The sequence below is a fragment of the Geobacillus genomosp. 3 genome, assembly GCF_000445995.2.
Taxonomy (GTDB): Bacteria; Bacillota; Bacilli; order Bacillales; family Anoxybacillaceae; genus Geobacillus.
Genome location: NC_022080.4, coordinates 1,082,773 through 1,095,215, shown reverse-complemented (window position 1 = coordinate 1,095,215; position 12,443 = coordinate 1,082,773). Strand labels below are relative to the sequence as shown.

The window sequence follows — 12,443 nt, the reverse complement described above, 5'->3', positions numbered from 1 at the left end:
TTCTCCCTCCTTAGCGAATCTCTTTCACGACGCCATCTTCAACGATAATGGCGCGCGTTTTCGTCACCTCTTCCCAGCGGTCGCCGACGTTCACCTCAATGAGCGCCTCAACTTCCCGCTCTTTCAATTCACTTCCTAACGGTAGCATATGTAATTGTTCAAGCTGAAACTCAAGCAGCTTGATTTTCTCCATCCGGTCGTCGATTTCGTTAGCAAAATATTGCTTCACGAGACTAGGCGGGTATTTCCCGCTTTTCTCCATCCGCTTTTGCTCGAAACGAAGCTGGTCGCACTCGCGCTCCAACTGCTGCTTGCGCGCCGTAAATGCCGCTGCAAGCGTCTGTTTGCTCCGCTCGGTGACAATTTGCCTCACCTCAACCGTTTGAATGAGCTTCATCCTCATCCCCCTTTACATCGGTTCGTCACCGGCTTTTCCTCGCTTCCGCCGGCAAACACAGATTGACGGCCATACCAAAAAAGGGAGAGGAACATCCTCACCCTTTTTCTTTCACTTGCACGATCACCCGCTTGGGCGATCCGGCGGCGGCGGCATAGACGACCGTGCGGATCGCATGAATCGTCCGCCCTTGTTTGCCGATCACTTTGCCGACATCCTCGCCGTGCACCGACAGTTCATAGATGATGGCCGTCTTTTCCTCGCGGGTTTCAACCGCTACCGCCTCCGGATGGTCGACAAGCGCCTTCACGATCGTTTCAATGAGCGGTTTCATGTGCATCCCGCTTATTTGCCGTATTTCAAGTTATGGAACTTCTCTAAAACGCCTTGTTTCGACAGCAAGCTGCGCACCGTATCGGACGGTTTGGCACCGTTTTGCAGCCATTTGAGCGCCAATTCTTCATCGATTTTGATTTCGGCCGGCTGGGCGACCGGGTTGTACGTGCCGATCGTCTCGATGAAACGGCCGTCGCGCGGCGAGCGGGAATCCGCCACAACGATGCGGTAGAACGGGTTTTTCTTTGCGCCCATACGTTTTAAACGAATTTTTACTGCCATAGTTTGTACGCACCTCCGTATAGTGTTCACACAAGATAGTATATTAGCAATTCTTTTGTCGTTTGTAAAGGTTTTTCGCTTAACAGAGCAGCATTTACATAAATGGGAAGCGAAATCCTTTTTTCTTCCCTTTTGGCATATTCGTCATCATCTTCATCATCTTTTTCATGTCGTCAAATTGCTTGAGCAGGCGGTTCACATCTTGCACGGTCGTGCCGCTTCCTTTGGCGATCCGTTTTTTCCGGCTGCCGTTGATGATTTCCGGATGCATTTTCTCTTCTTTTGTCATCGAGCGGATGATCGCTTCAACGCGGGCGATTTGCTTTTCATCAACTTGAACATTGCTGAGCCCCTTGATTTTATTCGCCCCCGGCAGCATTTTTAAAATTTCGTCAAGCGGGCCAAGCTTACGCACTTGGCCGAGCTGCTCCAAAAAGTCGTCGAACGTAAACGTTGCCGTGCGCATTTTTTGCTCGAGCTCTTTCGCCTTTTCCTCGTCGACGGCCGCCTGCGCTTTTTCAATGAGCGTCAAGACATCGCCCATCCCTAAAATGCGCGACGCCATCCGCTCCGGATGAAACGGCTCCAAGGCGTCAAGTTTTTCACCCATCCCGGCGAACTTGATCGGCGCCCCTGTCACTGCGCGAATCGACAGCGCCGCCCCACCGCGCGTATCGCCGTCGAGCTTCGTTAAAATGACGCCGGTAATGCCGAGCTGTTCATGGAAACTTTGCGCCACATTGACCGCATCTTGCCCGGTCATGGCGTCGACAACAAGGAAAATTTCATCCGGCTTGACCGCTTCTTTCATTTGTTTCAGTTCATCCATGAGCGCCTCATCGATGTGAAGGCGGCCGGCTGTGTCGATGAGCACATAGTCGTAATGCTCTTCTTTCGCCCGCTCAAGCGCCTGTTTGGCGATCTCGACCGGGTTGGCGTGCTCCCCTAGCGAAAAGACGGGGACGTTCAGCTGTTTGCCGAGCGTCTCAAGCTGCTTGATCGCCGCCGGGCGGTAAACGTCGGCAGCCACGAGCAACGGCTTCCGGTTGTGTCGCTTGCGCAACAAGTTGGCGAGCTTCCCGGTCGTTGTCGTCTTCCCCGCCCCTTGCAGCCCGACCATCATGACGACGGTCGGCGGCTTCTTGGCGACGGCAATTTTGCTCTGTTCGCCGCCCATCAATGACGTCAGTTCTTCCTTGACGACTTTGATCACCTGCTGGCCGGGGGTTAGGCTTTTCATCACGTCCTGCCCGACGGCCCGCTCGCTTACCCGTTTAACAAAATCTTTCACTACTTTAAAGTTGACGTCGGCCTCAAGTAAAGCGAGGCGCACTTCGCGCATCATCTCTTTTACGTCAGCCTCGGTCACTTTTCCTTTGCCACGGATGCGGTTCATCACCTGCTGCAAACGTTCGGACAATCCTTCAAACGCCATAGCGGTCACCCCCCTTAATCGAGCTCATCAAGCTCGTTCACTAGCGCCGCCAATTCGGCGTCAGCGCCATAATGCCGGCTGATGTAGTCTTTCAACCGCTCGATGATCTGCCGCCGCTGTTCATATTTTTGCAGCAGTCTGAGCTTCTCTTCATACTGTTCGAGCATCGCTTCCGTGCGCCGGATATTATCGTACACCGCCTGGCGGCTCACTTCATATTGTTCGGCAATTTCCCCGAGGGAGTAGTCGTCCAAGTAGTACAGTGCCATATAATTGCGCTGTTTCGGCGTCAGCAGCGCGTGATAAAAATCGTACAAATAGTTCATGCGCATCGTTTTTTCCAGCACCGGACGCTCCCTCCTTCATTGTTAAGTAAAATCCCTTTACAAAAGTGAGTGTACTTTGTTTCCGGTCTCTTGTCAAGATGAGGCCGATTTTTCTCAACCCATAAAAGCAAGGCTGGGGGCGCGATTGACCGCCAGCCTGACGGAAAAGCGCGGATGCGGGCCACGCCGATGCCGCATGAGCCGTTAAACGGCATGCGGTTGACCGACTAGCCGTTATTGTTCGTCGAACAAGCCGGCAAATAGCCCGTATACATATTTTTCCGGATCGAACGGCTGTAAATCGTCCATCTTTTCGCCGAGGCCGACAAATTTCACCGGGATGGCAAGCTCGTTGCGAATGGCGAGCACGATGCCGCCTTTTGCCGTTCCGTCGAGCTTTGTCAACACGATGCCGGTCACATCGGTCGCTTCTTTAAACAGCTTCGCCTGGCTCATCGCATTTTGCCCGGTCGTCGCATCAAGCACAAGCAACACTTCATGCGGAGCACCCGGGATTTCGCGGCTGATGACGCGCTTTACTTTTTCAAGCTCTTTCATTAAGTTCACTTTGTTTTGCAGCCGTCCGGCTGTATCACATAACAGCACGTCGACACCGCGCGCTTTTGCCGCCTGAATGGCGTCGTACATGACCGCTGCGGGATCAGAGCCGGCCGCCTGCTTAATGACATCGACCCCGACGCGCTCGCCCCATACTTCCAACTGCTCAATCGCTCCAGCACGGAACGTGTCGCCTGCGGCCAAGAGCACCGATTTTCCTTCCGATTTCAGCTTGTGCGCCAGTTTTCCGATCGTCGTCGTCTTGCCGACGCCGTTGACGCCGACGAACAAAATGACGGTCAGTCCGCCCTCTTGCATATTGACAGCAGTCAACTCCCTGTCGCCGGCGCCGGCGCGATAAAGATCGACAAGCTTTTCGGCGATGACATCGCGCATTTGCGCCGAATCTTGAATGTTGCGGCGCTTTACTTCCATTTTCAACTCGTCAACCAGTTCCATGACGGTCGCCACGCCGACGTCAGCGGCAATTAAAATTTCCTCAAGCTCTTCAAAAAATTCTTCATCGACTTTCCGGTAGCGGGCGATGAGGTCGTTCACCTTCCCCGCAAGCGAATCGCGCGTTTTTGACAACCCTTCCTTAAACTTTTCGGTCACAGAGTCCGCTTGTTTCGTCCACTTTTCTTTCAACTTTTGAAAAAAGCCCATACAGGCTCCTCCTTTCTATGACGACTGAACGAGCTCTTTCGAAGAATCTTCCAAACGGACGGAAGCGAGTTTCGAGACGCCCGACTCTTGCATCGTGACGCCATACAGCACGTCCGCCTCTTCCATCGTCCCTTTCCGATGGGTGATGACAATAAACTGCGTGCCGCGGCTGAACCGCTTCAAATATTGGGCGTAGCGTTGCACGTTCGCCTCATCAAGCGCCGCCTCAACTTCATCGAGGACACAAAACGGCACCGGGCGCACTTTTAAAATCGAAAATAAGAGCGCGATCGCGGTCAGCGCCCGCTCACCGCCCGAGAGCAAGCTTAAGTGCTGCAACTTTTTCCCCGGCGGCTGGGCGACGATCTCCACCCCCGTCCCGAGCAGGTCGTTCGGCTCGGTCAGCCGCAAATCAGCGCGCCCGCCGCCAAACAACTCGCGAAACACCTCGGCAAAATGAGTGCGGATTTGTTCAAACGTCGAGAAAAACCGTTTTTTCATTTCTTCGTCCATTTCACGAATCACTTGGTGAAGCGTCGCCTTCGCTTCTTCCAAATCAGCTTTTTGTTCACTTAAAAAACGATGCCGTTCCGACACGCGCTCATATTCGTCGATCGCCCCTAAATTGACAGTGCCAAGTTCATCAATGGCGCGCTTGATCAGCTTCACCCGCTTACGCGCCTCCCCGGCTTCGATGTGAAGCGGATACGTGGAGCGGGCCGCTTCAAACGACAAACCGTACTCTTCGCGGAGGCGGGCAAGCAAGGTCTCAAGCTCCACATCCAGCCGGTTCAGCTTCACTTCCTCGTCTTTCATCGCCTCAGCGAGTTGTTTATGCTGCCGCTTTGCCTCTTTCCATTCCCGCTCCAAATGTTCAAGCCGCTCCTGGCAGTCAAGCCGTTGCTCACGGCGGCTAGCGATCAGTTCAATCGTTTTTTGCTTGTCTTCTAGCTTTTGCCGCCGCTGCTCTTCAAGTTCATCTTCGTTCCACGCCGGTGTGTTCATTTCTGCGGCCAAAGCGGCCCGCTCTTGTTCGGCCGCCCGAAGTTCGCTATCGGTGTCCGCCAGCTCGGCTTCCAGCTCTTCGGCTTTCCGGCGCGCATGTTTCACCCGCTCCCTCGTTTCGGCCAGGGCGATTTTTTTCTCAGTGATTGCGGCTTGCAGCGCCTCTTTTGTCGTTTGTTCCGTCTGTTTTTGCGCCTGCAGGCGATGGATGTCCTCATCGATCGCCTGCAGCTTCTCGGCAAGCTGCTGAAGCCGTCCGTCAATGATGTGCAAGCGGCCGTTCAGCTCCGCGATTTCACGCTCGCCGTTCGCTTTTTCTTCGTCGTATAAGGCGAGCCGCTCATCGATTCGCTTTTTTTGCCATTCAAGTTCGCGCTGTTCATCTTTTTGCGCCTGCAGCGCTTGTTGCAGCCTGACAAGCTCCTGCCCGAGCGCGTCCGCCTCTCGTTCCCGTTCCGCTCGTTCGCGCTGCTTCACGGCAATGTCGCGCTCAAGCTGCGCGATTTTTCCATCCATCTCCTGTAGTTTGACAACGAGTGTTTCGAGTTCACGGTTTCGGCTTAACAATGAGGCCGTCTTTTTCGTTGCCCCGCCGCCGGTCATTGCTCCCCCGGGGCTGACAACATCACCGTCAAGAGTCACGAGACGGTACCGGTACTGAAGAAGTTTGGCGAGCTCGTTTGCTCCTTTTAAGTCAACCGCCACGATCACATGACCGAGCAAATGAGCCATCGCCGCCGCATATGCGCGGTCGTGCTCGACGAGTTCGCCGGCGATGCCAACAAACGCCGGATGGCCGCTAATCGCCGCTCGTTCCCGCTCTGGCAAGGCGCGCGCTTGGATGACGTCAAGCGGCAAAAACGTCGCCCGCCCGTAGCCGTTCGTTTTCAAATAATGAATGGCCTGACGCGCCGCCGCTTCGTTGTCGACGACAATGTGCTGCATCGCGCCGCCGAGCGCCGTTTCAATCGCCGTTTCATAGCGGTCCGGCACGCGGATTAGTTCAACGACCGCGCCATGAATGCCGGGCAGCCGGTCGCGCACTTTTAATACTTCTTTCACTCCTTGGAAAAAGCCGGCGTAATCGTGTTGCATCTCCTCAAGCCATTGCTTGCGCGCTTTTGTTTGCTGCCTGTATTGGCGCGCCTGATGCAACAACGTTTCTTTCTGTTCGAGCTCTGTTTTTTGCGCCGCACAGGCGGCGGCGAGAGCGGTTTGATGGCGGCGCGCTTCCGCTATGGCTTGTTCGAGGCGGGATTGCTCAGCCAATAAGGCGTTCCACCTTTGTTCGAGCTGTTCGCGTTCGGCGAGATGATGGCGGTTCGCTTCGTCCAACGCCACCTGCCTGGCGCGCAGCTTGTTGATGCCCTGTTCTAGATGCATGCGCTCATTTTTCAACGCCGCCTGTTCGTGAACAAGGTCAATGTAGTCGCCTTTTCGCCGCTCGATTTCTTCGTCAATGTCCATTTCATACGCCGAAAGCGACGCTTGTTTCTCTTTTACTATTTTCTCAAGCGCCGCGGCGTCCGCTTCGAGCTCGGCGAGCATGGCTTGCTCCGAATGAAGCTGTTCGGCGAGGCGGCGCCGTTTCGCCGTTAAGGCAGCAGCGGCCTCATCAAGCTGCCCCTTCCGCTTTTCTGCATTTTTTTTTCGCTCTTTCAGCACTTCTTTCCGGCCTTCAAGCTTTTCAAGCTCTTCGCTCGCCAACAGCAGCACTTGTTGCAAGCCGTCAACCGATTCATCGATAGCTGCCATTTGGTCGCGCAGCTGCTCGATATGGGCCTCCATTTTTTGCAGCGCCGCCGCCAGCGCCCCTTCCTCTCGCTGGTGCTCATCGAGCGTCTCCTTCAGCTCGCTCCATTGCCGGTGCAGCTGCTCGATATCGTGCACCATGAGCGCCACTTCAAACCGCTCAAGCTCCTCGCGTTTTTCTAAATACTCTTTGGCGATCGACGCCTGCATCTGGAGCGGTTCGAGCTGCTGCCCGAGCTCATGCAAAATATCGTTGACGCGGTGCAAGTTGTCTTGCGTTTCCGCGAGTTTCGTTTCCGCCTTTTTTTTGCGCAGCTTGTATTTCAACACACCGGCCGCTTCTTCAAAAATGGTGCGCCGCTCTTCCGGCTTGCTGCTTAAAATTTCCTCGACCCGGCCTTGGCCGATGATCGAGAACGCCTCCTTGCCAAGCCCGGAGTCAAGAAACAAGTCGACAATATCTTTTAGGCGGCACGGCTGGCGGTTGATGAAAAACTCGCTTTCCCCGGAGCGGTAGACGCGCCGGGTGACGCTCACTTCTTGATACTCGAGCGGCAAAAAGCCATCTTCGTTGTCGAGCGTGATCGTCACTTCGGCCACGTTCAGCGGCTTGCGCGAATCGCTGCCGGCAAAAATGACGTCTTCCATTTTCGCCCCGCGCAACGATTTGGCCGACTGCTCGCCGAGCACCCAGCGGATCGCATCAGTAATGTTGCTTTTGCCGCTTCCGTTCGGCCCGACGACCGCCGTCACACCGGGAACAAAGTCAATCGATACGCGGTCGGCGAACGATTTGAAGCCAACCACATCTAATCGTTTCAGGAACATGGTATAATGCTTCACCATCTTTCCGCTTTGATCTCGGCCCGCCAGACATAGCAGCGAACCGGGACGGGCTGTCTTTTTTCACTATACCATACAAAGACAGAAAAAACGCTCATAGGAAAAATGTTCATCCGTTTCGGCGGAGAGCCCCCCACTTTAACGACCGAATGGAGCCAGTGGGGGGAAGAATCGCTTTTTTATAGAAAAAGACTGACGTCAAGCGCCAGCCTTTTATGGCCTGTCGTTGGCCCGCAACGTTTCAAGCGCCATTTGTGCCGCATGCTGCTCGGCCTCTTTTTTCGAGCGGCCGACGCCGACGCCGAGCTCGTGACCGTTCAACGCCACACGAGCGACAAATTCTTTGTTGTGGGCCGGGCCTTTTTCTTCCAAAATGGCGTATTCAAGCGTCCCGCTGCCGTCGCGCTGTACGAGTTCCTGCAGCTGGCTTTTAAAATCCATCACATGAGAAAAAGCACCTTCGTCAATCTTCGGGAACATCGTTTGTCCCAAAAAGCGAATGACCGCATCCATTCCTTGGTCCAAATAAAGGGCGCCGATAAACGCCTCAAACACGTCGGCCAAAAGCGCCGGGCGCGTCCGCCCGCCGGTCAGCTCTTCGCCTTTGCCGAGCAAAACGAGTTCGCCAAACGACAAGGCATTGGCAAATTTCACAAGCGACGGCTCACAGACAATGGCCGCCCGCAGTTTCGTCAATTGCCCTTCACTCATATGCGGAAACTTTTGAAATAAATATTGAGAAACCGTCAGCTCCAACACGGCGTCTCCTAAAAACTCGAGCCGCTCGTTGTCCTCATGGAGCCGCCGCCGATGCTCATTCACATACGATGAATGGGTGAACGCTTGGATCAACAGTTTTTCATTTTGGAAGGTGATGCCGATCTTCTTCTGCAGCTGTTGAAACTTCGCCCGCCTTTTTTCGTGAATGCGCTCTTTATCTTTTTGTTTTGACATAAAAATGCCCTCCGACTTCGTTCCAGACAAACTGGCCGTATACTATCTTTATTATATCCGTTCGCCAACCCGCTACGCCAACGGGAACGGTTTGCGCTTTCCCACAAGGCCCGCCGGGCGTTCCTGAAAAAGTAGAGAAAGCCCCGTTCGGAGCAACGGGACTTTGCAAAAAAGCGGCATTACAGATGGCTTTTTATGTAGTTCACAGCATCTCCGACTGTGACGATTTTTTCCGCTTCTTCATCGGAAATTTCCATGTTGAATTCGTCTTCGAGCTCCATGACCAGTTCGACGATGTCGAGCGAGTCGGCGCCCAAATCATCTTTGAACGACGCCTCAAGCGTCACTTGCGACTCGTCAACACCTAAGCGGTCGACGATAATTTTCGTGACACGCTCCAATACGTCTGCCATTGCGTTCACCTCCCTTCATGATTATAGTCGATTTGCCGAAAAAATACTAGAGGCGTTTGATTATGGCATCACCATGCCGCCATCGACATGAAGCGTCTGGCCAGTCATATAGCAGGCTGCGTCCGAAGCAAGAAACGCGACAACACGGGCGACGTCATCCGGCTCGCCGAAACGGGCGAGCGGGATTTGCTTTAACATGTCTGCCTTCAGTTCCTCGCTGAGCCCTTCCGTCATATCGGTTGTAATGAATCCCGGCGCGATGGCGTTCACTGTAATGTTGCGGCTGGCGAGTTCGCGCGCCGCCGTTTTTGTCAGCCCGATGACCCCCGCCTTGGCGGCGACGTAATTCGCCTGCCCGGGGTTGCCGATAACACCGACGACCGAAGCAACGTTGATGATCCGCCCGTAACGCTGCTTCATCATCGTCCGCGTGGCGGCCTTTGTACAAAGAAATACCCCTTTTAAGTTCGTGTTAATCACCGCATCCCATTCTTCTTCTTTCATCCGCATCAATAAATTGTCGCGCGTAATGCCGGCATTGTTCACTAAAATGTCAAGGCGGCCGAACTGATCGAGCACCGTTTTTACCATGCGCTCCACATCCTCGGCACAGGCGACATCCGCCTGCACGGCGAACGCTTCACGGCCAAGCGAGCGGATCGTTTCAACGACTTCGTTCGCCTTTGCTTCATTTCCGTCGTAATTAACGGCGACATTCGCCCCTTGACGGGCGAGTTCTAGAGCGATCGCCCGGCCGATGCCGCGCGACGCCCCGGTGACGAGGGCGACTTTCCCTTCGAGCATCATGATTCTCCTTTCAACGCCGCAACCGTCGCTTCCAAGGAAGCGAGATCGTTTACCGCATAAACGCGGGCGTTGCGGTCAATTTTTTTTACGAGGCCCGACAGCACTTTCCCCGGCCCGATTTCCACAAACGTGTCGACCTCAAGCGCCAAAAGCGTGCGCACCGACTGTTCCCAGCGCACCGGCGAAGACAGTTGCTCGATGAGCAGATGGGCGATGTCTTCTTTTTTTGTGACCGGCTCGGCCGTCACATTGGCGATGACCGGAATGACGGCATCACGAATGGCCAAGCCGGCAAGAACTGCCTGCAGCTGTTCGGCGGCCGGCTTCATGAGCGCCGAATGGAACGGCCCGCTCACGTCAAGCGGGATGACGCGTTTGGCCCCGCGCTCTTTCGCCAGCTGCCCCGCTTTTTCCACTCCCGCTTTCGAACCGGAGATGACAATTTGCCCCGGACAGTTGAAGTTGGCCGGCTGCACTGGGTCGCCTTGGGCAGCAATTTCGTTCGTTACCGCTTCGAGCGCTTCCGCTTCCATCCCTAACACGGCGGCCATCGTACCTTCGCCGGCCGGCACCGCTTCGTCCATCAGTTCGCCGCGGCGGCGCACCGCATACACTGCATCGGTAAACGACATGGCGCCGGCAGCGACGAGCGCCGTATATTCGCCCAAGCTATGGCCGGCGACATAATCAGCGTGCAGACCAGCGGCTTTGACAAGCTCCAACAAAGCAGTGCTCGCCGTCAAGAGCGCCGGCTGGGCGTTATATGTCAGCGTCAGCTCCTCTTGCGGCCCATTGAACATCAGCGCCGAAAGCGGGAAGCCGAGCCGCTCATCGGCCGCTTCAATGACCGCCCGGGCGCGGGCGTCATGGTCGGCGGCGTCTTTCGCCATGCCGACTGCTTGTGATCCTTGACCTGGAAACAAAAAGGCGATTTTTCCCATTCCCGTTCCTCCTTGATTCATTATTCCCGCTCAAGCTCTGTTTTGATCGTGCCGATAACATCATTCGCCACCATCTCACGCGCCTGGCGGACGGCGTGGAACACGGCATTGGCATCAGACGAGCCGTGCGCTTTAATGACCGGAGCGTTCAAGCCGAACAGCGCCGCACCACCGTATTCGGAGTAGTCCATCATCTTTTTCAGCCCGGAAAGCTTCGGCCTGAGGGCAGCAGCGGCAAGTTTGGCCGCCAAGCCGCTTGTCAGCGCCTGCTTGAGCAAGGAAAAAAGCGCCATCGCCGTCCCCTCGATCGTTTTTAAGGCGATATTGCCGGAAAAGCCGTCAGCGACGACGACATCGGCCGCCCCTTGCAGCAAGTCGCGCGCTTCGACATTGCCGATGAAATGAAGGTTCGTTTCTTTGAGCAAAGCGAACGCCCGCTTTGCGGTCTCATTTCCTTTTTGGTCTTCTGTGCCGACATTGAGCAAACCGATGCGCGGGTTCGCGATGCCTCGCACTTGTTTGGCGTATACATGCCCCATTAGCGCATACTGCTGCAAATGTTCCGGACGAGCGTCAACATTGGCGCCGACATCTAAAAAGACAAACCCGCGCCCGTCCACCGTTGGCAATGTCGGCGCAAGCGCCGGCCGGTCGATGCCGGCGATCCGCCCGACGACAAACAGACCGGCCGCCATAAGCGCTCCGGTATTGCCGGCGGAAATGCAGGCGTCCGCGCGCCCTTCTTTCACCTCTTCGGCCATGCGCACCATCGATGAATTTTTTTTGCGCCGCACCGCCCGCACCGGCTCATCCGTCGCTTCAATCACTTCATCGGCGTGAATGACTGAAATGCGCTCCTCATTCCGCAAATGCGGGCGAATTTTTGCTTCATCGCCAATTAAGGTAATGTGAATATCGGGAAAATGCGCGGCGGCCCTTGCCGCGCCAAGTACGATTTCTTGCGGGGCGTGGTCTCCCCCCATAGCATCAATCGCGATGTTCATTGCTGTCGCCATCCTTTTTTTTCCATGTTTGAGCGATACATCTCGAACGTCCCGGAAAACACGAGCTCTTGGGCGACATAGCTGTTCACGTCCACAACCGTACGCCCGTGCGCCGTTTTGCCAGTCACTTTCGCCTTCGCCACGACCCGTTCCCCTTCTTTCACTTGGCGTACGAAACGGATTGTCGCCTTCGCTGTCAGCGCCAATTCGTCATGGATGACGGCGACGGCGAGCGAATTCGCCTGGGCGAACAAATGGTGGCCGCGAGCGATGCGGGTGCGCCGAAAGACGTGCTCTTCTTTGACATCAAAAATCGAAATGGCGCTCGCATCCGGCTCGATGTCAATAATGTCGCCAATGACTTCTTCAAGCGGCAACGCCCGCACTTTATCGGCGAACGACTGACGGGCGACGTGTTTAATGCGCTCGCGCAGCTCGGGAATCGACAGCTCAAGCCGGTCAAGGCGGATCGTCTGCACGCTGACGGAAAATTTCTCCGCCAGCTCTTCGTCCGTCACAAACGGGTTTTCCCGAATCGTCTCCTGCAGCAACCGTTGCCGTTCGCGTTTGCTTTTTCTCATTGATTCATTACACCGTCCAATTTTATGACTAGGTACTAAAAGTAATATATAATATCAAAAAACGGAATGCAAGCGGAAAAAGTGAAAAGCGTCCACATTTTGCCGAGAACTGTCGGCTGGCCATAACCAAAGCTTATGACAGA

At 55.0% G+C, this 12,443-nt stretch carries 12 protein-coding genes and 1 pseudogene; all 13 read right to left on the bottom strand.

Going from position 1 to position 12,443, the window contains the following annotated elements; all coding sequences use genetic code 11:
• Positions 1–10 precede the first annotated feature (10 nt).
• Entirely contained in the window at positions 11–397 is a 387-nt protein-coding gene (locus tag M493_RS05605) for a YlqD family protein (protein WP_020959326.1), read from the bottom strand.
• Between the two features lie 97 nt (positions 398–494).
• Positions 495–731 (bottom strand): KH domain-containing protein, encoded by a 237-nt coding sequence (locus tag M493_RS05600; RefSeq protein WP_020959325.1) that lies wholly within the window; start codon positions 729–731, stop codon positions 495–497.
• A gap of 11 nt (positions 732–742) precedes the next feature.
• Complete coding sequence (rpsP, locus tag M493_RS05595; protein ID WP_020959324.1) at positions 743–1,015, bottom strand: 30S ribosomal protein S16; 273 nt, start codon at positions 1,013–1,015, stop codon at positions 743–745.
• Between the two features lie 94 nt (positions 1,016–1,109).
• Entirely contained in the window at positions 1,110–2,450 is a 1,341-nt protein-coding gene (gene ffh / locus M493_RS05590) for a signal recognition particle protein (RefSeq protein WP_020959323.1), read from the bottom strand.
• Positions 2,451–2,464: 14 nt separating this feature from the next.
• Entirely contained in the window at positions 2,465–2,797 is a 333-nt protein-coding gene (locus tag M493_RS05585; protein ID WP_020959322.1) for a putative DNA-binding protein, read from the bottom strand.
• Between the two features lie 213 nt (positions 2,798–3,010).
• Positions 3,011–4,000, bottom strand: coding sequence for a signal recognition particle-docking protein FtsY (ftsY, locus tag M493_RS05580; RefSeq protein WP_020959321.1), 990 nt, complete (start codon positions 3,998–4,000; stop codon positions 3,011–3,013).
• A gap of 15 nt (positions 4,001–4,015) precedes the next feature.
• Positions 4,016–7,585, bottom strand: a complete 3,570-nt coding sequence (gene smc, locus M493_RS05575) for a chromosome segregation protein SMC (RefSeq protein ID WP_020959320.1) — start codon at positions 7,583–7,585, stop codon at positions 4,016–4,018.
• 228 nt (positions 7,586–7,813) lie between these two features.
• Positions 7,814–8,554: a ribonuclease III gene (rnc, locus tag M493_RS05570; protein WP_020959319.1), complete on the bottom strand. Its 741-nt coding sequence runs from the start codon at positions 8,552–8,554 to the stop codon at positions 7,814–7,816.
• A gap of 179 nt (positions 8,555–8,733) precedes the next feature.
• Positions 8,734–8,967, bottom strand: coding sequence for an acyl carrier protein (locus tag M493_RS05565; protein WP_020959317.1), 234 nt, complete (start codon positions 8,965–8,967; stop codon positions 8,734–8,736).
• Between the two features lie 60 nt (positions 8,968–9,027).
• A complete protein-coding gene (gene fabG, locus M493_RS05560; RefSeq protein ID WP_020959316.1) occupies positions 9,028–9,771 on the bottom strand; it encodes a 3-oxoacyl-[acyl-carrier-protein] reductase in 744 nt (247 codons plus the stop codon).
• Positions 9,771–10,715 (bottom strand): ACP S-malonyltransferase, encoded by a 945-nt coding sequence (gene fabD / locus M493_RS05555; protein ID WP_020959315.1) that lies wholly within the window; start codon positions 10,713–10,715, stop codon positions 9,771–9,773. Before fabD ends, fabG begins: the two co-directional genes overlap by 1 nt.
• A 20-nt stretch (positions 10,716–10,735) precedes the next feature.
• Positions 10,736–11,719, bottom strand: coding sequence for a phosphate acyltransferase PlsX (plsX, locus tag M493_RS05550; protein WP_020959314.1), 984 nt, complete (start codon positions 11,717–11,719; stop codon positions 10,736–10,738).
• A pseudogene (fapR, locus tag M493_RS05545) lies at positions 11,703–12,300 on the bottom strand (transcription factor FapR). Before fapR ends, plsX begins: the two are co-directional and overlap by 17 nt.
• Between the last annotated feature and the right edge of the window lie 143 nt (positions 12,301–12,443).

Excerpts from the sequence above, each read along its gene's own strand:
- plsX (WP_020959314.1), bottom strand. The coding sequence starts at position 11,719 with ATGAACATCGCGATTGATGCTATGGGGGGAGACCACGCCCCGCAAGAA.
- rnc (WP_020959319.1), bottom strand. The coding sequence starts at position 8,554 with ATGTCAAAACAAAAAGATAAAGAGCGCATTCACGAAAAAAGGCGGGCG.
- ffh (WP_020959323.1), bottom strand. The coding sequence starts at position 2,450 with ATGGCGTTTGAAGGATTGTCCGAACGTTTGCAGCAGGTGATGAACCGC.
- M493_RS05605 (WP_020959326.1), bottom strand. The coding sequence starts at position 397 with ATGAAGCTCATTCAAACGGTTGAGGTGAGGCAAATTGTCACCGAGCGG.
- fabD (WP_020959315.1), bottom strand. The coding sequence starts at position 10,715 with ATGGGAAAAATCGCCTTTTTGTTTCCAGGTCAAGGATCACAAGCAGTC.
- smc (WP_020959320.1), bottom strand. The coding sequence starts at position 7,585 with ATGTTCCTGAAACGATTAGATGTGGTTGGCTTCAAATCGTTCGCCGAC.
- ftsY (WP_020959321.1), bottom strand. The coding sequence starts at position 4,000 with ATGGGCTTTTTTCAAAAGTTGAAAGAAAAGTGGACGAAACAAGCGGAC.
- fabG (WP_020959316.1), bottom strand. The coding sequence starts at position 9,771 with ATGCTCGAAGGGAAAGTCGCCCTCGTCACCGGGGCGTCGCGCGGCATC.
- M493_RS05565 (WP_020959317.1), bottom strand. The coding sequence starts at position 8,967 with ATGGCAGACGTATTGGAGCGTGTCACGAAAATTATCGTCGACCGCTTA.
- M493_RS05600 (WP_020959325.1), bottom strand. The coding sequence starts at position 731 with ATGAAACCGCTCATTGAAACGATCGTGAAGGCGCTTGTCGACCATCCG.
- rpsP (WP_020959324.1), bottom strand. The coding sequence starts at position 1,015 with ATGGCAGTAAAAATTCGTTTAAAACGTATGGGCGCAAAGAAAAACCCG.